Below are 22,095 nucleotides of genomic sequence, written 5' to 3'. Positions count from 1 at the left end.
GTTACTGACCGGACGCCCTGCGCAGGAGGTTGGTCACCTCGCCCGACATCATCAGCCGGTTGCGCCCGGCCTCCTTCGCGGCGTAGAGCGCCTGGTCGGCGGCCTCGACGAGCGAGGTCACGCCGGCCGTGCGCTCCAGCGCCGGCCGGCAGGCTGCACCGCCGAGCGAAGCGGTGACGCAGCCGGACGCATGGTTGCTGGTGTGGACGAGGCCCGCATCGCGGATCGCCCGTCGAATCCGGTCGCCGATCCGGGCGCAGCCCGCGGCGTCCGTGTTCGGCAACAGCACGGCGAACTCCTCGCCGCCGTAGCGCGCCGCCAGATCGCCGGAACGCTGCATCTCGGCGGCGATGATCTGCGCCACCAGCCGGAGGCAGGCATCGCCCGCGGGATGGCCGTATTCGTCGTTGTAGGACTTGAAGTGGTCGACGTCGATCATCAGCAAAGAGAGACTGGAGCGGTCGCGATAGGCACGCGCCCATTCCTCCTTCAGTCGTTCGTCGAAGCGGCGGCGATTGGCGAGCCCGGTGAGACTGTCCTCGATCGCGAGCGTTTCGAGCCTGGTCTCCAGCATCTTCTGCTCGGTGATGTCGCGCGAGATCGCGACCACGCCGTCGACGCGGCCATTGTCCTTGCGGGTCACCCGCATGGTCGATTCGAGCCAGACTTCGGCATTCTGCCGGTGCGCGTTGCGATAGGTGACGCGCGCCTCCTCCTTCTCGCCGCGTTTCATGGCATCAACGAGAGCCTGGACCTGCGGCCGGTCGTCCGCGTGAATGCCGGCGAGCGCAGGCGTTCCGATCAGTTGATTGGCGCGCCAGCCGACGACGCGAATCGACGACGGCGAGACATAGCGCAGCCGCTCGTCGAGCCCGATACGCGTCACCATGTCGCTGGAGCCTTCGGCAAGCAGTCGGAAATGCGCTTCCTTCTCGACCAGCGCGGCGGCCATGCGCTGGCCCCGCTGCAACTGCCGCACCAGCACGGCTCCGATGACTGCGATCAGAACGACCAGCGCGAGCACGTAGAGCATCCGGGAGATCGCGTCCGCGCGCCAAGGCGCGAGCAGCTCCGCCTTGTCGACGGTGGCAAGCAACATGAGAGGGTAACGGCTGCTGCGCTTGAAGAAGCTGACGCGTTCGGCGCCGTCCAACGGGGACTTGAAATGATAGGCGCCTCCCGGCCGCTGCAGGCTCGGGTCGCGAAGCAGCGGCGTGTCGGCGACGCTACGCCCGACGAACTTGTCGTTGCTGGGGTCGCGCGCGATGATCATGCCGTCGCCGTGCACGAGCGCCACCGAGCTGTTGCGTCCGATCTCGAACTGTTCGTAGAAGTGCGAGAGATAGTTGGCGCTGATGGTCGCGAGCACCACGCCGCCGAAGCTGCCGTCCAGCTTGTTGAAGCGCCGCGACAAGGTGACGACCCATTCGCCATCCAGCAGGCTCTTCACGGGACGGCCGACATGGGGCTCTCGTTTCGGGGAGAGCTGGTGATAGCGGAAAAACGCGTCGTCGTTGAACGTCGAGCTGATCGTTCCGGGCGAGGTCAACCAGTTGCCGTGGTCGTCGATGATGGCGAGGCTGTGCACGCGCTCCATCGCCGTCTTGCGCGCCTCCAGCAGGTTTCTGAGCTTGGCGATCGTGGCCGGCTCGGTGCCGTCCATCTCCAGCCGGCTGACGACGCCGACGACGCCTGAATCCAAGAGATCGAGGCTGTCCTCGGCATGCTGCGTCAGCGAGCGCGCAACGTTCGCCATCTCGGTTTCGGCACCCTTGAGCACCGCGTCGCGTGCCGCCCATTCGCGCCAGCCGCTGACGCCGAGGATGGTCACGCAGGTCAGCACGACGAACGCAGCCGCCCGCAGCGGCAGGCGGCTCCATCCGGCTCTTTGGGTCACAGCACTCATGCGGCAGAATTCTCCGATGACCGGAAACTCTGCTGCTTCTGTTATTGAACTCTGAAACGCCCGCAGGAATATGCGGTGATGTCCCCGGTTTCCCGTAGTCGTACGGATGCCGGGATCAGCGCATTGCTAACAAGGCATTAGCAAACCTATCGGAATCCGGCGCTCCGCACCGCTAGCCGAAGATGGCCTTAACCTTGTCCCAGAGCGAGAGATTGTCGGCATCCGCATCGGCCTTCGAGGGCGTCGGCTGGGCGGCGCTCACGGGATCGGAAGCCGGGAAGGTATCCCTCAGCCCGGCATCGAGCTTGGCGTGGCGGTCGGCAGCGAGCGCTTCGTGCAGATCGTCGGCGTGCTTGTCATGCGGGGCGGGGTTGAATGTCTCAGCCATGATCTCTCCTCCGTGTTGGCTGGTCAACGCGGTCCAATTGCGCTGGTTCCCCTGTTCCGCTCGGGGCCGCGGCGGTGTATCAGGAGCCGTAACAATCTTCAGGACCGTTCGTGCCCCAGTCTGCGACAAAACCCTTCATCGACGTCCTCTCCGGCCAGCGGCAAGTCATTCCCCCGGTCTGGATGATGCGGCAGGCCGGCCGTTACTTGCCGGAATATCGTGAGGTACGCGCCAAGGCCGGCGGCTTCCTCGATCTCTGCTTCAACCCGGAACTTGCCGCCGAAGTGACGCTGCAACCGATCCGGAGGTTCGGCTTCGATGCGGCGATCATCTTCTCCGACATTCTGGTGATCCCCTATGCGCTCGGACGTTCCGTGCGCTTCGAGGTCGGCGAGGGCCCGCGGCTCGAACCGCTGGATGATCCCGCCAAGGTCGCAACACTGGCGAAGCACGCCGATTTCGGCAAGCTCGCGTCCGTGTTCGAGGCACTGCGGATCGTGCGCGGCGCGCTCGATTCCAAGATCGCGCTGATCGGCTTCTGCGGCGCGCCATGGACGGTGGCGACCTACATGGTCGCCGGCCACGGCACGCCCGACCAGGCGCCGGCGCGGATGATGGCCTACCGGCATCCGGAGGCGTTCGCAGAGATCATCGACGTGCTGGTCGAGAACTCGATCGAATATCTGCTGGCGCAGCTCGCGGCCGGCGCCAACGCCTTGCAGATCTTCGATACCTGGGCCGGCGTGCTGCCGCCTGCCGAGTTCGCGCGCTGGTCGGTCGAGCCGACGCGCCGCATCATCGAAGGCGTGCGCGCCAAGGTGCCGGACGCAAGGATCATCGGCTTTCCGCGCGGGGCCGGTGCACAATTGCCCGGTTTCGTCGAGGCGACCGGTGTCAACGCCGTCAGCATCGACTGGACCGCGGAGCCGGCCTTCATCCGCGAGCGCGTGCAAAGCAAAGTCGCCGTGCAGGGCAATCTCGATCCGCTGGCGCTGATATCGGGCGGCGCCGCGCTCGACCGCGCGGTCGACAACGTGCTGGCGAACTTTTCGCAAGGGCGGCTGATCTTCAATCTCGGCCACGGCATCCAGCCGGAGACACCGATCGCCCATGTCGAGCAGATGCTGAAGCGCGTACGCGGCTGATTTATTTTGCGCCTGGGGGAGCGGAAAAACAAAAAACGCGAAAACAACCCCATGCACAGTAGACAAGTCATTGAAAAAGTTAGGCTGGCATGGCTCGAGCGCCCGCCACGAGGCCGTTTGACCCGTCGGGCAAAACAGGCGCATGATACCATCATCGCCCCCATGAGAATTTCGGTAAGAGCTTAGCGCGGCCGGCTACGCTCGATGATTTCCGCGGCGCCCTTGGCCAACAGATCCAGCCCTACCGCACGGCCGAGTTCGCGGGGGCGGTTGGCGGGACCCACTCGCGAAGCCTCGATGATGGTGTTTCCGGAGAGATCGAGCACGGACGCGGTCAGTGACATCTGATCGCCTGCGATGGTCGAGAAGCCCGCCACCGGCGAATTGCAATGGCCGTTGAGCACCCACAGCACCTCGCGCTCGGCATCGGCAGAGGCGTGCGCGGCGGGATCGTCGATCGATGCCAGGATCTGCCTTGTCTGCCAGTCCTGCACGGCGCACTCGACCGCGACGATGCCCTGGCCCGCCGCCGGCAACATCTCCGTCGCGGGAAATTCGTAGGCGATGCGCTGCGAAAGGCCGACGCGGTCGAGGCCGGACCGCGCCATGATCAGCGCATCGGCGGGACCGACCGCGCCGCCATCCGGCAGCTTCTGCTTCTCGCCATTGTCGAGTTTTCGCACGCGCGTGTCCGCGGCGCCGCGGAAGTGGATCACCTCAATCTCAGGAAACAACCGCCGCGCATAGGCGGCACGGCGCACGGCGTTGGTGCCGACTTTAAAACCCTTGCCGCGGGACTGGCGCAACGCGTCCAGCGTCACGCCGTCACGCAGCACCAGCGCGTCATTGGGAGGATCGCGCGAGAGCGTCGCACCAATCACGAGGCCCGGCGTGTCTTCGTTGCCGGGCATGTCCTTCAGCGAATGCATCGCCGCCTGGAGTTCGCCCGACAGCACGGCGGCGCGGATCTGCGCCACGAAGGCACCGCCTTTGCCGCCATGGGGCAACAGCTTGCTGGTCTGGTCGAGATCGCCCGTGGTGTCGAACTTGACGATCTCGACGTCGAGATCGGGCATGGCGGCGGTCAGGCGGCGCGCAATCTCTTCCGTCTGTGCCAGCGCCATCGCGCTCTTGCGTGTGCCGATCTTGAATCGCGTAGCCAAGCCCTGGTCCCTTTCAACGCGCGAATTACCGCGCATCCTCCAATATCATGTCGGAGGCCTTTTCGGCGATCATGATGATCGGCGCGTTGGTGTTCCCCGACACGAGGTCCGGCATGATCGAACCGTCGACCACGCGAAGGCCTTCGAGCCCCCTCACCTTCAGCCGCTGATCGACCACCGCGAGCGCATCATTGCCCATACGACAGGTCGAGGTCGGATGGTAGATGGTGCTACCCCGCTCACGGCAATAATCCAACAGCTCGGCATCCGTGGATACCTTCGCCCCGGGATCGTACTCGCCGGCCACGAACGGCTTCATCGCCGGCGCGTTCAATATCTTGCGCAGGATCTTCAGAGCTTCGACGTTGGTGGTGCGGTCGGTCTCGGTCGACATGTAGTTGATGCGGATCTCCGGCGGCACCGTCGGGTCGGCGCTTCTGATACGCAAGGTCCCGCGGCTTTCGGGACGGAGTTGGCACACCGACGCCGTGAAGCCGGAAAAATCATGCAGCTTCTCGCCCATCTTGTCGGTCGAGAACGGCAGGAAGTGGACCTGGATGTCGGGCGAAGCCAGCCGCGGACTGGTCTTGAAGAAGGCGCCCGCCGTGCCGGCCGCGATCGTCAGCCAGCCCTTCCGGAACAGCGCATAGCGCGCGCCAGCGAGCGTGCGGCGGAGCGGATGATTGACGGTGTCGTTCAGCGTGATCTTCTGCGAGCAGCGCATCACGATGCGGACCTGCATGTGGTCCTGGAGGTCGTGGCCGACGCCCGGCGCGTCCAGCACGATGTCGATGCCGTGCTTGCGCAGCAGGTCGGCGGGACCGACGCCGGAGAGCTGCAGCAGCTGCGGCGAGTTGTAGGCGCCGCTCGACAGCACGATCTCCTTGCGCGCGCGGGCGCGGCGTACATTCGCGCCCTGACGGTATTCGACGCCGACAGCGCGACGGCCCTCGAACAGCACGCGCTGGCCAAGCGCGCCAGTTTCGATCTTGAGATTGCCGCGCGTCTTGGCGGGGCCGAGATAGGCCACCGCCGTCGAGGCACGGCGACCGTTGCGCGTCGTGGTCTGGAACAGGCCCACGCCTTCCTGCGTGGCGCCGTTGAAATCAGCGTTGTAGGGCAATCCGTTCTCGACCGCGGCGTCGATGAAGGCTTTCGACAACGGATCGGTCACGACCATGTTGGACACCGGGAGCGGACCCCCGCTTCCGTGATATTGATCGGCGCCGCGCGACTGGTTCTCGGCCTTCTTGAAATAGGGCAGCACGTCGTCATAGCCCCAGCCGGTGTTACCGCGCTGACGCCAGCGGTCGTAGTCCTCGTGCTGGCCGCGGACATAGAGCAGGCCGTTGATCGAGCTCGACCCGCCCAGCGTCTTGCCGCGCGGCTGGAACACCCGACGGCCCTTCAGCTCGGGCTCCGGCTCGGTCTGGTACATCCAATTGACGGTCTTTTCCTTGAACAGCTTTCCGTAACCGAGCGGCACGTGGATCCAGATGTTGGAATCCTTCGGGCCGGCTTCGAGCAGCAGCACGCTGTGCGTGCCGTTCGCGGACAGCCGGTTGGCGAGCACGCAGCCGGCAGAACCGGCGCCGACGATGACGTAGTCGAACTCAGGGTCGGAGGGCGTAAGGGAGGAAGTTGCGGTCATCTGTTGCCAGGGCCTGTACTTGTAAACGTGACATGTCTCTGCTTCCAAGGTCAAGCAGACTTAGGCTGATCATTCCAGCCATTTCGCCTTTTTGACCCACACGCGACATTGGCTAGTTGTACGTAAAGTCGGCCACTCAGCCCATTGAATGCGGGATTCGTCCTGGCCGCGCCAGCCTGATCAGGAAGGCCCAAGAAAAAACGGCACTCAAGTTGAGTGCCGTTCTCTCGATCCCGCATAGTTCAACACCAATGCCACCGGCTCTCACGAGGCGAATGTTGCCGTGATACTCTCGAATATCATCTGCGTTGGAGTCCATCGCGAAAGGCAATCGCTTCAAGTTCGACCCGGACAGCGTCCATGACGGGAACCACGGGTCGTGCCTGGAATTCGAACGCAGGCAACATCGAGCAGAACTTGTGAACCGCCAACGGATCCTCGCAGTCCAACAGCATATATCCACCCCAGTCGCCTACTCGTACAACGAACGACTCGATCTTGAAATTGTCAGGCGCCTTCCATTGAGTGAAAACCTCCAGTATCCGCTTCTGGGCATTCTCGTACTCCATAGGCGATCCTTGCGGACGCTCGAACCAGCTGATCATGTACTTCATCGGCATCCTCCATTATTTGCGCTGAAATCCGAAGAATGACTTTTTCTTGTTGTTGAATAACAGCGTTGCGCGATTGGGCTTCGTTGACAAGTCAGCTCCTGGCTCTTGGCGCTTTGCACTTGGGGCATCGAGTAAGACGGGCCGGGCAAATGCGAGTTAAGGGTACGCGCCCGCGTGCGGATAGGTCAGGGCAGCTGCAGATACCGCTCAAGAAGAGACCAGTGGCGTCAGTGCAATTGCAGCGGAAGTTACTCCAGCGCGCCGTTGCGAGCGATGGAGCCGGCCGCAATTTGAAGCGAAGAACCAATCGCCCAACAGCATGCGATCAGAATGATCGAACCTTCGGACAGGACCTGATCAACGACAATCATGCTGACAGACAGAAATGCCGCAATCGCGGCAACGAATGTGCCTGCTGCACTGAAGATCTCAGCCGCATCCGTGCCGCGGTTTCGCTCTTCCGGTGGTCTCGAAGCCGATCCGTCAGCAGGACGCCCAGGCAAATCGATGCCGATATAGAAGCTGAAGGCTCCGTAGAGCATCATCAACAAGATGAACCAGCCGCTTCCAAACATTTGGTTTTCCAGGCGCATCAATGCTGCGGCCACATACAGGCCGCACGAGCCCCCAACCGCAGCAAGTCCGATCCTTTCAAGGAGATGTGCTGATTTGATGAGAGTGGAAGGAGCGACCCATATGGTAGCCGCGACATAAGTGGATTTTGCCACAGCTAATGCGCTGAGAACTGCATTGCTCGTCTTCATGTGGTTTCCTCTACAAAAGGTAACCCGCCGCGCGCGACGCCGTCAGCAGGCTGTGCTTGGCTGCATTTCATGACGTGTTTGGAGCAGCAATTTTTGAAAGAGTTTGCCTACCGACGGCACTGTGCTGCCATTTAAATGGAGGCGGTGACTTCGGTGCATCGCCGTCTTGCAGCTGTCAGGCAAGCGATCCGCTTGCCTGCTATAAAGAGTCCTACTCCGCTTCAGGTCCAACGCCTAATGAATAGCGACTGCTCATCAAGGCGGTGTGCAAATTCTGCCGGTGTTGTAATGCCACCCTATCGACGAAACTCTCTTCAAGGCATCGCGCCGCGAGTTCGCTCGCTTTGCACCCAGCGGCCGATCTGTAGGCTCGCTGCAATCCCCACGAGCGACATTGCCGCCCTTTGGCCTGCGGAATGGCAATACGGCTAGGCGGCTCAATCGCGCATTGACGCAATCGAGTCCCCGGCGTTGAATGCTCTTCTGGAGTGAGGCCGGAGAAGTTGCGGCGTCCGTCGCCTCGCGAGCCCGTTAAGGTCGCCGCCTCCGATCTTCGTCTTTGGAAAGAACAATTTGGCTTCCCCGACACGCACGGAGGTCGAGAGCCATGAGACTTTGCAATGCGCCTTTGGCGCTTTCGTTCGTATTGCTTGCCGCAGCGGCGTCGTCCGCCCACAGCGAAGACAGCCCACCGGCATGGGCCTATCCGGTGAACCCGCCGAATTTTCAACGCGCACCCGATGATGGCACGATCAGGCAAGTCCCGGACAGCACCGCCGGTTTTACCCTTACGCAACTGCGCGATCTGTTCGCCGCGCCCGATTGGCATCCCGAAGATCATCCGCCAATGCCGGCGATCGTGGCGACGGGCAGAAGGCCTGACGTGTTCGCCTGCGGCGTCTGTCACCGGGTGGACGGACCGGGCGGCCCTGAGAATGCCAGCCTGTTTGGTCTTTCCTCAGAATACATTATCCGGCAAACGATGGAGTTCAAGACGGGCGCGCGCACGAACTCGGTGCCGCGCGTCGCCACCGACCTAATGACCAAGGCGTCGAAAGGGCTGACCGATCAGGAACTCAGGGAAGCCGCGGACTATTTTGCGTCAATCAAGCCAAGATCGAATCTTGCGGTCACAGAAACCGATACCGTCCCGAAGACACATGTCAGGGACTTGTTTCTGGCTCGGATCGATGACGGCGAGAAGGAGCCAATCGGCCAGCGTATCATCGAGATTCCGGAGAACGTCGAACATTTTGTCAGCCGGGACTCGCGCGCTCGCTTCATCGCCTATGTCCCGCTGGGCAGCATTGAGAAAGGGCGGGCGTTGGCGGCAAGCAGCGATCTGCGCGTCCAGTGCGCGGCCTGTCACGGTCCTGACCTCAAAGGGACCGCCGCCGCGCCTGGGATTGCGGCCCGTTCGCCAACGTACATGTTTCGGCAGCTCTACGATTTCAGATCGGGTGCGCGGAAAGGGGCCAACAGCGAACTTATGAAACCGGTCGTTGAAAATCTCAGCATCGGAGACATGATTGCGCTGGTCGCCTATTCGGCGTCGCTTATGCCCTGACGTTGTCCACGCGTGCCGGATCGCGCGCCGCTATGTCTAAGATGTTGGCTGACTGTGAAGTACCTTACACGCCCGTGTTCCTGGCCCGGGCTAAGATGGCAACGGCTTCTTACTTTGAAGGAGGCATCCGATGCTCGCGATAATCAAATGGAACTCCCGATATAGGGCTCGCGAATGGGTGACGACAGCTGGGGCACTGGTCGTCCAGCTCAGCGCACTGAATGCAAAACGACAGAAGGGTGTAAGCGAGCCAGGGCGGCCGCCCTGGAAACACTTCGACGACACCCATCATTGGGACCCAACCGCGGAGGAATGGGTCCCCAACCATGACGTGATCGTGCAACGCACTATGCGTCCCGCAGGCCGAATTTAGAAAGCCGTTTGAAGGACGCGGATGAGAAGCGCGACCCTCTTTGCCCTTGGCTTGCTGTCTGTTGGTGTTTGGCTGCTGGGCAGCGCAAGAGGCCAGTCGGTTGCTCCGCCGATTTCGCTTGCTCCGCCGTCGACTGAACAAGGTGCGGCCAACAGCGCTTGGCCGCCAATGGCTGCGCCAAAAGCTCCGCCGCCACGAGCGACCGCCAAAAATTCCAGGCCCCCGGCAAAGCCCAATGGCGAGCCGTCATCAGCGACGAACAATGCTCTCCCGTCGGGGGCGTCCGAGGTTTCATCTGCACCGTTGATGAGCGGGCCTCCGCCGTCGCCCAAACCGGTCACCGACTACGATGGATTTAGTGCCGGCACCGTCGACGACGCTGACACGTCAGGCCAGGTAGCGCGCCCCATCAGGTCACGCGCAGCAAAAGCCTCCAAGCCCAGTGTGGAGACAAGCGGCGCCACGGGGCAGAAATCGGTCGACCAAGAAGATGAGGTCTTAAAGCGCAAGCTGACCATCTGCCGCGACTGCAAGTAGGAAAAGAGCGGAAAACTTGGGCCTCTTGCCCGCGGAAGCTACGCGCGACCTGGACGCTCAAAACCAAATAAGCTCGGCGACCACCGACAGGACAGTTGATGAGGCGCAAAACCAGGCTTGCGACTGCGATGGCCACGAGCAAGAGGCCATGGCGGGAGGCTGGTGGACTGCGCACAATCATGCGCGCAGGCGCAGCGCCTCGACCAGCGATTTGAACGCACGGGCATATTCCGCGCCTGCCCTTGCGATATCCGTGCGTCCGGCGCAGGCGACCGCGGCCTCCGTGACCGCGCCGAGCAGCAGCCGCGCCAGCGGCTCGACCGGCTGCCGCGCGATCAGGCCGGCCTCCATCGCGGCGGCAATCGCGCGCGGCAGCTTGCCACCGAAATGTTTGGCGTCGATCTCGCGCCAGCGCTCCCAGCCGAGCACCGCCGGGCCGTCGCGCAGGATGATCTGGCCGGTCGGGCCCTTGGCGGTCGCGGCGAAATAATGCTGGGTGCCGGCGACCATCGCAGCCAGCACATCCTTCTCGGCGCGTGCGGTGCGGTCGATCTCGGCGACGAGGTCGTGCGAGACCTGGTCGAACACCGCTTCGAACACCGCCTCCTTGGTTTTGAAGTGATGATAGACTGCGCCCTTGGCGACGTGGGCGGCTTCGGCGATCTCGTCCATCGTCGTCGCGGCAAAGCCCTGCGTCCCGAACAGGCGGCGCGCCGCCGTCAGGATCGCCTCAGATGTCGCTGCCCGCCGCTCCGCCTGTTTCGCCATGTCTCTGCTGTAGTCGAAATGGATGAGGGCAGCCAGTTGACTTTTCGACCAACGGTCGGTATTTACCGACTAATAGTCGGTTTTATTCGAGAGGTGTGCCATGCCGAGCCGTGATGTCGTCGAAGCTTTTGCGAAGCGGCTGGAGGACGGGGATTTCGTCGGAGCGATCCTCGACTACTACACCCCGGACGCCGCGACCCATGAAAACCAGGCCGAACCCATGGTCGGGCGCGACAAGCTCGCGGCCAAGGAGCGCGGCGTGCTCGCAGCCTTCAAGGAGGTCAAGGCGATGCGGATCGGGCCGAGCCTGATCGAGGGCGACAACGTCGCCACAGGCTGGAAATTCAGCTTTACCAATGCCGAAGGCGTCACGCGGACGCTGGAAGAGATTGCCTGGCAGACCTGGCGCGGCGATGAGCTCGTCGAGGAACGCTTCTATTACGACCCCAAGCAGTTGGGACGCTGAGCCGCGGACTGTCTCTACGAGACCAGCTTCACGCCCGGCGGCTGCCACGTCCCTTCGCCCGGAGGCAGGATCGACGGTGCTTCGGTCCTGGGCGAGTGGAGCCGCATCGCCATTGTGCTCGTGCGGTCGAACGCCGGCGCCAAAGCGCCGGCGCTCAAATCAACTTTATTGAGCCAAGCCCACCGTTCCGGCCTGCGTCTTCACGACCGGCGGCGGATTCCACTTTCCGGTCAGCGCATCGGACTTCGGGCTATAGAGGCGCATGGTCAGATTAAAGGCTCCCTTCGGCGCCGGAAGCCAGTTCGCATCCTTGTCCTTGCCCGGACTATCATTCTGGAAGAATATACCGAGCGACCCGTCTGCGTTGTACTTGAACGGCATCCAGCTGCTCACGGCAAAACGGTTCAGCGCATTGCCGACCTGGAAACCTTCCGGGTCGTATAGCGTGATCGACCAGAAGGCATCGACCGGCGGGGCAGCGACCTTCTCGAACGCAATTGTGTACTTGTTGGCTCCATCCAGCGGCTTGCCGGTCTCGTCGCCGAGATTGAGCGGATAGATGGCATCCTCAGGCAGGTTCGCGCCCAGCCCAAGTTGGGCGACGATGGCCCGCTTCAAATAGTAGTTGCCGTAGACACCCATCGTATCGGTGTTCATCGACCAGCCATTTGCGACCCGCGCCACTGTCGGCACTTTCCAGGCCATCAGCTTCTGGCCGTCCTGTGGGGCGGTCTCCACCGCCCGTTGCAACACCGGATCGAGCTTGCCGATGTCAAAACTCTTGCCGGGCTCGATGCCGATTTTCTTCATCTGCGCGATGATCGGCTCATCGGTAGCGTGCGGCGGGTGAAGCTTGAGCAGTTCTGCGGCGCCGGCGAAGTACACGCCGGCCGACATGGTATCGACCTGGACCTTCGGCGGCGTCTTCATGTCGACGCTTGGGTCCGGCTTGAACTCGACCGGCTTCGGTGTCTTGCCGTACTCGGAAAGCAGCGTGACCTTGTAACCGGCCTGAATCTTATGGACGGCATAGTAATCCGGCGGGCCATCCGTCTTGGTGCGGCCGATCACCCAGACATAGGGCGTCGGCGCTTCGATGCGCTGGGTGTCGCTCGGAAGCTTGAATTCTTCCGCGAACCTGTCGCGCAGATCGGGCCGCCAGCCCGCGGGCGTGATCAGGAACGTGCCGGCCTTGGTGCCCGTCGTTCGCCAGCCGGGCGATGCGAAGACGTCGGTCCACATGTCGAGCATCGGCAGCAGATAGTTGCGCCCACTTGTATCTGGTGCGGAGATGACGACGGGCTCCTTGGTCATGTTCAGCCAGGAGACGGAATACAGCGTGTCGAAGTTCGACCGCACCACGCCCTTGAAATTGGCCGGGGGGTATTCCGGCACGTTGACAAAAGTATTCATCGGACCTCTGAAATCGGTCGTGCCGTTGGTGAATTGCTTTCTCGAGATGTCCATCGACAGTAGACATAGGCATCCACTGCGATGGCATGCGCCTCTTGTTCGGTGATGGCCGGTGCAGCGCCCTGCGCCCGCGCGGCAGGCACGGCCGCCGCACCGAGGCAAAGAGAAATTGTCAGCGTCAGTATTCCCCGAAACATGTCGAATCCCCCTCTTCTGATTTGGTGACCTCTGATTTGCGACTTCGTTCAATTCACCTTGTTACCGTCGGAATGATCGCGTTCGAGGGTCTGAACATTGAAGGTCTCAGCGTATTGCCTTGCAGCGTGGCGCCACGGGAATTCAACACGAAGAGAAGAATGGCAGCAAAGCCGATGCCAGATGCGTTCACACCGCTCGCGGCGGTATTAATTGAAGCATTCTCGATCCAACGCGAGGGGTGCGTATTGCTTGCAAGAGAACGTGCATCACCGACCGCATCAAACGCCGCACGGCGTCTGCAGAACTCGAAACAGATTGCTAGAAACAGAGCTATAAAGCCTAGCAGTCTGCTGAAAAACTATGAAGTCGAGAGTTTTCTTGTCTTTGTTCGGTCGCTGTCGGGGCGGAGCGCTGGAGGTTGGATGTCGTGTTCGGCTTGGCGCCGGGTTACCCCGGCGCGGGGTGGCTATGTGGCAAGTAGTTTGGGAATGCGGATCAGGTTGTAGGCGATCAGATTGAGCAGGAAGTCGGCGGCGACCCGAGCGATGCCGCGATGTTTGGTCTTGCGCATTGTCCCGTGCTGCTTGCCCCAGCCGAAGATGCACTCGACCATGGCTCGGCGTGATTGCGACATGCCATAACCCTGATGCCGCGTGGTTCGTTCGTCGATCGCGCTGTTGCGGGTCTTGCCGGTCTTGGTGACGGCCCGGTTCTGTGTCACATGCGGCGTCACGCCGATGGCGCGAAGATTGGCGACATGATCGGCGGTATCGTACGCCTTGTCCTCACCGGCCGTGATGCGGCGGCCCGCGGCTTTGCGTCTTGCCTTCAGCATGGTCTCCGAAGCCCGGCGTTCGGCGGTGCCATTGGCATGCGTGACCCTGCCGCCCACCGCCAGCCCATGCCGATTCTCCATGGTGGCGTGGCCCATATAGCAAAGCTTGGCCTCCCGTCCGGCTGCCTTGCGATAAAGCCTGCTGTCCGGATCGCTGGTCAGTGTGTTTACTCGCGCAATATGGAGAGACAATCTCCTTCGTTCCCCTTGATTCAGATCAATACGATGCCCGCTCGGTTGTCGCCTGATGAAATTGCTTCAGTGAGATCTCAACCGGGGAGTTCTGCATGAAGATTGTATTACTGACCTTGGCGATGATAGGCGGCCAAACAACAATTCCAGTCAGCGAACGCGTCCCTCAACTCAATGTCGAGGCGACCTGCAAGGCAACCGTAGCCACTGATAAGGCGATGGGCCTGGATCTGGCGCAGTCCTACGACGATTGCATGCGCGACGAAAATTCCGCGCTGCAACAACTTCATTCCGTATGGCTCACGAATTCCGACAGCCTTCGAAACCGATGCGAAGGCGAAGCGACGGCTGGCGGCAGTGACAGCTATGTCGACCTGCTTACCTGCATGCAAATGGCAGATTGGGCGAAATCGACGCCGGACGCTCCAAAATTGAAGGGAGCGAGCAAGAACCGAAACAAGCTGTGAGATGGCGCCCCCGGAGATCCCAGTTTCCGACGAGGTCTAGCGGCGCCCTGATCATCACAGCTGATAGGCGGACTTTGGTGCCCATGAAATCTGCGCTGCGACGCCAGCTAAGCCCGGCCAGGACCCTGTGAAAGCCTCAGCGCCCCGAGTTCCGCGACCGCGGTAACGCCGGCGCTGCGCGTTTGTATCGATTTGTTATCGATATCGCGGCTTGGACACGCAGAAGTGGCCGCGGCGCGCCGTGCCAATGGGGATAATTCATAGTTCGTCAAAGGTTTGCAGCGAATTCTCAGGTCCGAGCCGGACGAACGGCCGATGCTGCTGCAGGCACTGGAATGCGGACCCAACTGACCTCCTATTTCGCGCGGCTGTTCGCCGGCGATCTGTCGGCCTTTGGCGGTCCAGCAACCGACGAAGCGGTGGCCGGCCATATCCGCGCCGAACAGATGTCGCTGGTGCTCGGCTATTCCGTCGGCATCATGCTCGCCAATGCCTGCAACGCCGCCGTGCTCGCCATCGCGCTGTGGCAGTCACCCGACCGGATGTTCGCCCTGATCTGGGCGGTCACTGTAGCCGGCGCCGCGATCGCGTTCGGCCTGCAATCCCACGCCGCGCGCCGCATCACCAAGCCGCAATTCGTCTCGCGCCGCGCCATGCATCGGCTGGTGCGGAATGCCTTTCTGCTCGGCGCCGCCTGGGGCATCGTCCCGGTCGCCTTCTTCGGAGACGCTTCGACCGGCGGCCAGCTCGTCATCACCTGCCTCTGCTCGGGAATGCTGGCCGGCGGCGCGCTCGCCTTCGCCACGATCCCGATCGCAGCGATCGCCTTCACGGCGCCCATCTTCGTCGGGATCGCCATCTGCCTCGGCAGGAACGGCGATCTCGCCTTTCTGCTGATCGCCTTTCTCGTCGTCGTCTACGGAAGTGTGTTGTTGCGCGGCGTATTCGTCAATTCGTTCGTGTTCGCACGGCGCGTGATGCGGCAGATCGAGGCGGAGCGCACGGTCCGGCAGGACCCGCTGACCCACCTGCCCAACCGCTTCGCCTTCAACGAGACGCTCGATGCCGCGCTGAAGCGACTGGCCCTGTCCGGCGAGGAATTCGCGGTGCTTCTGCTCGACCTCGATCGCTTCAAGGAGGTCAATGACAAGTTCGGCCACCCGGCCGGGGACGAACTCCTGGTCCAGATCGCAGGCCGGCTGCAACGCTGCACCCGCGCGGCCGAGCACGTCGCGCGCATCGGCGGCGACGAGTTCGCGCTGGTCATGGCCAATCTGGCACGGCCGGAGGATGCGCTGGAGATCGCCGAGCGCTTCGTCGCGGCTTTTGCCGAACCGTTCCCGATCGAGGGCCGACAGATCGTCGGCGCAACAAGCGTCGGCATCGTGCTGGCGCCGCGGGACGGCACCACGCCGCTCGACGTCATGAAGAATGCCGACGCCGCGCTCTACCGCGCCAAGAAGGCCGGGCCGGGCACGGTCTGCTTCTTCGAGGAAGCCGACGACCGCTCGTCCCGCGATCGCAAGGCGCTGCAATCGGACCTGGCCGGTGCCATCGCGCGCAACGAGCTGTTTCTGGTGTTCCAGCCATTCCTCGATCCCGGCGACAACCGGATCACCGGCTTCGAGGCGCTTTTGCGCTGGCAGCACCCGCAGCGCGGATTGGTGCCGCCAAGCGAATTCATTCCGATCGCCGAGGAGACCGGGCTGATCCACGAGATCGGCGAATGGGTGATCCGGCGCGCCTGCGCGACGCTGGCGGACTGGCCGGAGGAAATCCGCGTCGCCGTGAATTTCTCCGCCGCGCAGTTTCACAACAACGGCATCCTTCAGATCATCGTGCAGGCGCTTGCGGACGCGAAGATCGCCCCACACCGGCTCGAGATCGAGATCACGGAATCGATGCTGCTGTCGAAATACGGCTCGGCCGCGTCGGTCCTCAATGCGCTGCTGCAACTCGGCGTCACCGTGGCGCTCGACGATTTCGGGACGGGCTTCTCGTCGCTGACTTATCTGCGCAAGCTGCCGTTCAGCCGCATCAAGATCGACCAGTCCTTCATCCGCGACATGCTGGTGCAGCCGGACTGCGCCGCGATCGTGAAATCGGTGATCTCGCTGGCACGGGACCTGCGCATCGGCGTGGTCGCCGAAGGCGTCGAGACTGCCGACGAGCTCGAATATCTGCGCCAGATCAGTTGCGACGAAGTGCAGGGCTATCTCGTCAGCCGGCCGGTGCCGGCCGAGCAGGTTCTGGCGCTGCTGGACCGGAAGAAGCTCCGGGCGATCCACGCGGCGTAGGGCCTGTACTCATAAACACGGCTTCCAAGGGTAAAGCGGGAGCCGCCCCGCTTGGTCGTCATCGACCGCTTATGACCCTGATTGCGCGGTCGCCCCTAACTCCTGCCCTACTGGGTTTGATCGTAGGCCTGCAGGATCCGGACAAAATCAGCCATGCTGGATCGATCTCGGTTTTCAGCCATAACCGCAACCTGAGTATTGGACGCGGGCTGGCTTCCCTGCCAGAACCGCATTACGAGATCGGCGATGTTTCTCATGGCGTACTCTCTGCACCAACCGTGGCAGTAAGCATCAGTTGAGCGGCAAAGCGCCGCTAGATCGGAAAAAAGGCCGGTGGGCGCTACGCCGCCGGCCCTATCCCGCAACTGCCGGCTCGGAGGGCCGGTTCCGTCGCTTTTTCACTCTGGATTTATTGGTAACACCAAGCCCTTGGTCGCCGCCATCGCGCGCAGGTATGAAGTGACATACTTAGGTAGGCTAGGACACGCCTCGTTTGGTCAGACCGCATCCGCGCGCAGCAGCGTATCCACGGTGATGGTGCCGCGGGCGCGGGAGACGCAGGCGCAGATCTTCTGGTTGCTTTGCTTCTGATGGTCGCTGAAGAAGACGTCGCGATGGTCGATCTCGCCATCGACCTCGACGACGTCGATGGCGCACAGGCCGCATTCGCCGCGCTTGCAATCGTACATCACGTCATGGCCGCTGGCATTGAGCACGTCAAGCATCGAGCGCTCGCGCGGGATCTCGAGCTCGACATTGGAGCCCTTCAGGCGCACGCGAAACGTCTCGGTCGGCAGCGTGCCGCTGGAGCCGAAGGTCTCGTAACGGAGATCGGGAAGCGGATGGCCGGCGCCGATCCAGGCGTGGCGCGCGGCATCCAGCATCCGCATCGGGCCGCAGAACAGCGTGAGCGCATCTTTGGGCAGCGCGGCAAACAGCGCATCAAGATCGAGCCGCTGGCCTTCGTCGCCAGCATGAACGACGAGGCGCTCACCGAGCATGGAAGCGAGATCGTCGAGGTAAGCGGCTTCTCCACGCGAGCGCACGGCATAATGCAGCGTGACGTCAGCGCCGCGCCGGGCCAACGCCTGCGCGGCGCCGAGGATGGGGGTAATGCCGATGCCGCCGGCGATCAGGCAATAATGTTGGCGCGCCCAATCAACTGCGAGCAGCGAGGCGGGCTGGGTGATGTCGAGCCGCGCGCCCGGTGCGAGCTGCCACATGTAACGCGAGCCGCCGCGCGAATCCTCGGCGCGGCGCACCGCGATCTTCAAGCCGCGTGACGAGGCTTCGCCGACCAGCGAATAGGACCGCGTCTCGGGCTGCCCGTCGATGGTCACGCTGACATTGATGTGGCTGCCGACCGGATAGGCGGCGCCGTCGAACTGGTCCGGCCGGATCAGGAATTCGCGGATGCCCGGCGCAAGATCGCGCGTCGAGACGAGCGTGGCCGGAATCCAGGTTTCGATGAAGCGCATGGCACTCCCCTCAATCGGTTGCGGACTTGATCAGCGCGAGCGCCGGCAGGAGGTCGAGATGGGTCCGGTTGCGCAGCGCAAGCCGCAAATTGCGGACCGCGAGCCGCGCATGCTCGCGCATGATCGCTTCGGCGCGGGCGCCTTCGCGGTTCTCGATGGCGTCGATCACGACGCGATGATGCTCCTGCCCTATGATCAGGATCTGCTGCGCCTCAGGCAAGGCCGACTGCGCCATCACAAAACCGCTCGGGGACGCGAAAGGCAGCGCCGAGGCGCGGTCGATCTGGCGGATCAAAGGCGGACTGCGCGACAATTCCGTGAGCAGCGCGTGGAAGCGCGCGTTCAGCGTGACATAGGACGAGAAGGCGTCGACCGAGATCGGGACCTGGCGCAGCAACTCGTCGATCGCGGCAAGGCACTCCTTCAGCGGCTCGAGCTCGCGCGCGGAAACGCCGCGCTCGGCGGCAAAGCGCGCGGCGAGGCCTTCCAGCGTGCCACGCAGCTCGATCGAATCGGAGATGTCGCGCTCCGAAAATGCCTTCACCATGAAGCCGCCGGACGGGATCGCCTCCAAGAGGCCCTCCTCCTCCAGCCGCACCAGCGCCATGCGCACCGGGGTGCGCGAGGCGCCGGTCGTCTCCACCGCCTGGAGCTCGGAGATGCGCTCGCCCGGGCGCAACGAGCCCGACAGGAGCTGGTCACGCAGCGCGAGCTGCGCCTTCACGGTCTGCGAGACGGAGCGGTCGACCTCGCGCTCGGCCATATCGCTACTCCGCGGCCTGGAGGTGCTGCGGCGGGTTTTCCTTCGCCACCATCTTGTCGATCAGCTTGCGCGTCCACATCGCGCCGGCGTCGATGTTGAGGTTGTAGAAGATGCGATCGGGGTTCTCGTCCATCGCGCGCTGCTGCGCTTCGAGGATCAGCTCGTCCTCGTGGAAGATGCCGGTGACGCCCTCGCGGATCTCGGTGGTGATGCGCTGCTCGCCGATCTGATAGTTGCGCACGAAGGCCCAGAAATAATGGCAGGTCTTCTCCGTCTCCGGCGTGACGGTGTTGAGCACGAAGCCGTTGACGCCCTGCGAGCGGTCGCCTTCGGGCGCACCGGTGCCGGTCGGAGCGACACCGACGTCGATCGCGATGGTGCAGGGAGCCTCGAAACGGATGATCTGCCAGCGGTCGACGAGGCCGGATTTGCCGAGCTGCTTGGCCCAGAACGGCGGCGCCTCGATGCCGCGCATCCAGCGCGTCACCGTCACCGTCTTCTCGCCATGGGTGACGTCGAACGGCGCCTCTGCAACCGCCTCGTTGCCGATGGACGAGCCGTGCACGAACGTCTCGTGGGTGAGATCCATGAGATTGTCGAGCACGAGGCGGTAGTCGCAATTGACGTGGATGGTCTTGCCGTCGCCGGCCCAGGCCGGATCGTAGTTCCAGTGCATGTCGGGTACCAGCGCGGGATCGGCGAGCGCGGGATCGCCCATCCAGAGCCAGATGTAGCGGTGACGCTCGACCACGGGATAGGCGCGGACGCATGCCGACGGGTTGATGGTCTCCTGCGAGGGCATGAAGGTGCAGCGCCCTTGCGCATTGTACTTCAGGCCGTGATAGCCGCAGACGACGGTGTCGCCTTCGAGCCGGCCCTTGGACAGCGGCACCAGGCGGTGCCAGCAGGCATCCTCCAACGCGGCCACCGAGCCATCAGCCTTGCGATACATCACGACATGCTTGCCGCAGATCGTCCGCGGCAGCAGCGCCGGCTTGACGTCGGCATCCCAGGCGGCGGCGTACCAGGCGTTCATGGGGAAGGGCTTTGTCACCGGTCTCACTCCCAAGGCTTGCTGAATACGTTATGTATACAATAGCTGAGGGATGGAATCGTTCAAGGCCAGATGTTGCGTATTATAATACCTTAATGCTGGATCGTGTATACATGCTTGCTCCGCTGCCATTCCCCGCGAAGGCGGGGAATCCAGTACGCCGCGGCGATCATTGGTTCACTTAACTGACGCCACGGCGTACTGGATCACCCGCTTTCGCGGGTGATGACACCTGTTGATGCGGCGAGTCCCTCCCCTGGAGGGACGGCGGGAGCGGTGCTTTGGCTCGACGACTACGCCCCGAACACCTTCGCCAACCCTGCCTGAGCCTCCTGCTGAATCCGCTTCAGGTGCTCGGTGCTCCTAAAACTCTCCGCGTAGATCTTGTAGACGTCCTCGGTGCCCGACGGCCTGGCGGCGAACCAGCCGAAATCGGTCTCGACCTTGATGCCGCCGAAGGGCTGGCCGTTGCCGGGCGCCTTGCTGAGCGTGGCGCGGACCGGGTCGCCGGCGAGATCCTTCAGGCCGAGCTGCTCCGGCGTGACGGACTTCAGGATGTTCTTCTGCGGCGTGGTCGCGGCGACGTCGATGCGCGCATAATGGGGCACGCCGAGTTCGGCGGTGAGGTCGTTGAAGAGCTGGCTCGGATCGCGGCCGGTCTTCGCCATGATCTCGGCGGCGAGCAGGCCGAGGATGATGCCGTCCTTGTCGGTGGTCCAGACCGTGCCGTCACGGCGCAGGAACGAGGCCCCTGCACTCTCCTCGCCGCCGAAGCCGAAGCCGCCGCTCACGAGCCCATCGACGAACCATTTGAAGCCGACCGGCGTCTCGACCAGCTTGCGGCCGAGCTTCTTGGCGACGCGGTCGATGATCGAGCTCGACACCACAGTCTTGCCGATCGCGGCATCCTTGCCCCAGTTCGGGCGGTGCGCGAACAGATAGGCGATCGCGGTCGCGAGATAATGGTTCGGGTTCATCAGGCCGCCGGTGCGCGTCACGATACCGTGGCGATCGGCGTCGGTGTCGTTGGCGAAAGCGACGTCGAAACGGTCGCGCATCGCGATCAGGCTCGCCATCGCGTAAGGCGAGGAGCAGTCCATGCGGATCTTGCCGTCCCAGTCCACCGTCATGAAGCGGAAGGTCGGGTCGATCGCCTCGTTCACGACCGTCGCCTTCAGGCCGTAGCGCTCGATGATCGGATGCCAGTAGTGTACGGCGGCGCCGCCGAGCGGATCGATGCCGATATTGATTCCGGCGGATTTGACGAGGTCGAGATCGACGACATTGCCGAGATCGGCGACGTAGGGCGTAATGAAGTCGTAGGCGTGGACGTTCGCAGATTTGCGCGCCCTGGCGTAGTCGATGCGCTTCACGCCCTTGAGGCCATCGGCGAGATAGGCATTGGCGCGCTTCTCGACCACGGAGGTCGCGTCGGTGTCGGCCGGCCCGCCATGCGGCGGATTGTATTTGTAACCGCCGTCCTCCGGCGGATTATGTGACGGCGTGACGACGATGCCGTCGGCGAGGCCTGATGTGCGGCCCTTGTTGTAGGTCAGGATCGCATGCGAGATCACCGGCGTCGGCGTATAGCCGCCGTCCTTGTCGATCATGATGTCGACGCCGTTGGCCGCGAACACCTCGACGGCGCTGACCAGCGCCGGCTCGGCCAGCGCATGGGTGTCGATGCCGATGAAGAGCGGACCGGTCAGCCCCTTTTCTCGTCGGTAATCACAAATTGCCTGCGTCGTCGCGAGGATATGGCCCTCGTTGAAGCTGCTCTTGAACGAGGTGCCGCGATGGCCGGAGGTGCCGAACGCCACCCTCTGCGCGGGATCGGCGACGTCGGGCTTGCCAGCGAAATAGGCGGTCACCAGCCGCGGAATGTTGGTGAGCGCGTCCGGCGAGGCCTGCTTGCCCGCCGCGGGATGAACATCAGCCACTGAAATATCCTCGTTCTGTCGCAGAGATTGCAGAGCATCATAGCATCGGCCGGGCGTCCGCCAAACCTCAAGACGGGCGATGGGGACGGCGTTCCTTGGGCGGCGAGGAGCGTTCA

At 63.0% G+C, this 22,095-nt stretch carries 18 protein-coding genes and 1 pseudogene; 5 read left to right on the top strand and 14 right to left on the bottom strand.

Going from position 1 to position 22,095, the window contains the following annotated elements:
- Nucleotide 1: 1 nt before the first annotated feature.
- Together QCM77_RS31315 and QCM77_RS31310 are read right to left on the bottom strand one after the other, a co-directional pair.
- A complete protein-coding gene (locus tag QCM77_RS31315; RefSeq protein ID WP_279666533.1) occupies nt 2-1,906 on the bottom strand; it encodes a sensor domain-containing diguanylate cyclase in 1,905 nt (634 codons plus the stop codon).
- A gap of 172 nt (nt 1,907-2,078) precedes the next feature.
- The gene (locus tag QCM77_RS31310; RefSeq protein WP_279666534.1) at nt 2,079-2,294 is read right to left on the bottom strand and encodes a hypothetical protein; all 216 of its coding nucleotides are present in this window, start codon (nt 2,292-2,294) and stop codon (nt 2,079-2,081) included.
- Between the two features lie 110 nt (nt 2,295-2,404).
- Between QCM77_RS31310 and hemE the strand changes: the two genes are divergently transcribed.
- Nucleotides 2,405-3,439, top strand: a complete 1,035-nt coding sequence (hemE, locus tag QCM77_RS31305; RefSeq protein WP_279666535.1) for a uroporphyrinogen decarboxylase — start codon at nt 2,405-2,407, stop codon at nt 3,437-3,439.
- A gap of 182 nt (nt 3,440-3,621) precedes the next feature.
- Here hemE and hemC read toward each other — a convergent pair whose 3' ends face one another.
- The 4 genes from hemC to QCM77_RS31285 all read right to left on the bottom strand — a co-directional run bounded on the left by hemC (nt 3,622) and on the right by QCM77_RS31285 (nt 7,631).
- Nucleotides 3,622-4,602: a hydroxymethylbilane synthase gene (hemC, locus tag QCM77_RS31300; protein ID WP_279686161.1), complete on the bottom strand. Its 981-nt coding sequence runs from the start codon at nt 4,600-4,602 to the stop codon at nt 3,622-3,624.
- A gap of 25 nt (nt 4,603-4,627) precedes the next feature.
- Nucleotides 4,628-6,253 carry a GMC family oxidoreductase gene (locus tag QCM77_RS31295; protein WP_279686160.1) on the bottom strand — a complete coding sequence of 542 codons (1,626 nt, stop codon included), beginning with the start codon at nt 6,251-6,253 and terminating at the stop codon, nt 4,628-4,630.
- A 299-nt stretch (nt 6,254-6,552) separates the two neighbouring features.
- A complete protein-coding gene (locus QCM77_RS31290; RefSeq protein WP_279686159.1) occupies nt 6,553-6,867 on the bottom strand; it encodes a DUF3303 domain-containing protein in 315 nt (104 codons plus the stop codon).
- Nucleotides 6,868-7,115: 248 nt separating this feature from the next.
- Entirely contained in the window at nt 7,116-7,631 is a 516-nt protein-coding gene (locus QCM77_RS31285; protein WP_279666540.1) for a hypothetical protein, read from the bottom strand.
- Nucleotides 7,632-8,238: 607 nt separating this feature from the next.
- On the opposite strand from QCM77_RS31285, the gene QCM77_RS31280 reads away from it, so the two are divergent.
- Nucleotides 8,239-9,198, top strand: a complete 960-nt coding sequence (locus QCM77_RS31280; RefSeq protein WP_279686158.1) for a c-type cytochrome — start codon at nt 8,239-8,241, stop codon at nt 9,196-9,198.
- Between the two features lie 1,087 nt (nt 9,199-10,285).
- Here the strand turns inward: QCM77_RS31280 and QCM77_RS31275 are convergent.
- The gene (locus QCM77_RS31275; protein WP_279686156.1) at nt 10,286-10,876 is read right to left on the bottom strand and encodes a TetR/AcrR family transcriptional regulator; all 591 of its coding nucleotides are present in this window, start codon (nt 10,874-10,876) and stop codon (nt 10,286-10,288) included.
- A gap of 100 nt (nt 10,877-10,976) precedes the next feature.
- On the opposite strand from QCM77_RS31275, the gene QCM77_RS31270 reads away from it, so the two are divergent.
- The gene (locus QCM77_RS31270; protein WP_279686155.1) at nt 10,977-11,342 is read left to right on the top strand and encodes a nuclear transport factor 2 family protein; all 366 of its coding nucleotides are present in this window, start codon (nt 10,977-10,979) and stop codon (nt 11,340-11,342) included.
- 165 nt (nt 11,343-11,507) lie between these two features.
- On the opposite strand, the pseudogene QCM77_RS31265 reads toward QCM77_RS31270, so the two are convergent.
- Both QCM77_RS31265 and QCM77_RS31260 read right to left on the bottom strand, forming a co-directional pair.
- A pseudogene (locus QCM77_RS31265) lies at nt 11,508-12,952 on the bottom strand (DUF1254 domain-containing protein).
- A 467-nt stretch (nt 12,953-13,419) separates the two neighbouring features.
- Nucleotides 13,420-13,980, bottom strand: a complete 561-nt coding sequence (locus QCM77_RS31260; protein ID WP_279686154.1) for a transposase — start codon at nt 13,978-13,980, stop codon at nt 13,420-13,422.
- A 95-nt stretch (nt 13,981-14,075) separates the two neighbouring features.
- On the opposite strand from QCM77_RS31260, the gene QCM77_RS31255 reads away from it, so the two are divergent.
- Both QCM77_RS31255 and QCM77_RS31250 read left to right on the top strand, forming a co-directional pair.
- Nucleotides 14,076-14,447 carry a hypothetical protein gene (locus QCM77_RS31255; protein ID WP_279666545.1) on the top strand — a complete coding sequence of 124 codons (372 nt, stop codon included), beginning with the start codon at nt 14,076-14,078 and terminating at the stop codon, nt 14,445-14,447.
- 335 nt (nt 14,448-14,782) lie between these two features.
- On the top strand, nt 14,783-16,744 hold the full coding sequence (locus tag QCM77_RS31250; RefSeq protein WP_279666546.1) for a putative bifunctional diguanylate cyclase/phosphodiesterase: 1,962 nt from the start codon (nt 14,783-14,785) through the stop codon (nt 16,742-16,744).
- A 107-nt stretch (nt 16,745-16,851) separates the two neighbouring features.
- On the opposite strand, the gene QCM77_RS31245 is transcribed toward QCM77_RS31250, so the two are convergent.
- The 5 genes from QCM77_RS31245 to pgm form a co-directional block, all read right to left on the bottom strand.
- Nucleotides 16,852-17,001, bottom strand: a complete 150-nt coding sequence (locus tag QCM77_RS31245) for a hypothetical protein (RefSeq protein WP_279666547.1) — start codon at nt 16,999-17,001, stop codon at nt 16,852-16,854.
- Between the two features lie 240 nt (nt 17,002-17,241).
- Complete coding sequence (locus QCM77_RS31240; RefSeq protein WP_279666548.1) at nt 17,242-18,222, bottom strand: PDR/VanB family oxidoreductase; 981 nt, start codon at nt 18,220-18,222, stop codon at nt 17,242-17,244.
- A gap of 10 nt (nt 18,223-18,232) precedes the next feature.
- Nucleotides 18,233-18,985 (bottom strand): GntR family transcriptional regulator, encoded by a 753-nt coding sequence (locus QCM77_RS31235; protein WP_279666550.1) that lies wholly within the window; start codon nt 18,983-18,985, stop codon nt 18,233-18,235.
- A gap of 4 nt (nt 18,986-18,989) precedes the next feature.
- A complete protein-coding gene (locus QCM77_RS31230) occupies nt 18,990-20,039 on the bottom strand; it encodes an aromatic ring-hydroxylating dioxygenase subunit alpha (RefSeq protein WP_279666551.1) in 1,050 nt (349 codons plus the stop codon).
- 293 nt (nt 20,040-20,332) lie between these two features.
- Nucleotides 20,333-21,979 (bottom strand): phosphoglucomutase (alpha-D-glucose-1,6-bisphosphate-dependent), encoded by a 1,647-nt coding sequence (gene pgm, locus QCM77_RS31225; RefSeq protein WP_279666552.1) that lies wholly within the window; start codon nt 21,977-21,979, stop codon nt 20,333-20,335.
- Nucleotides 21,980-22,095 lie beyond the last annotated feature (116 nt).

The organism is Bradyrhizobium nivariense (assembly GCF_029846695.2).
In the GTDB taxonomy this organism is placed as follows: domain Bacteria; phylum Pseudomonadota; class Alphaproteobacteria; order Rhizobiales; family Xanthobacteraceae; genus Bradyrhizobium.
The sequence above is the reverse complement of the archived record's forward strand: the minus strand, read 5'-3'. Positions and strand labels throughout refer to the sequence as shown.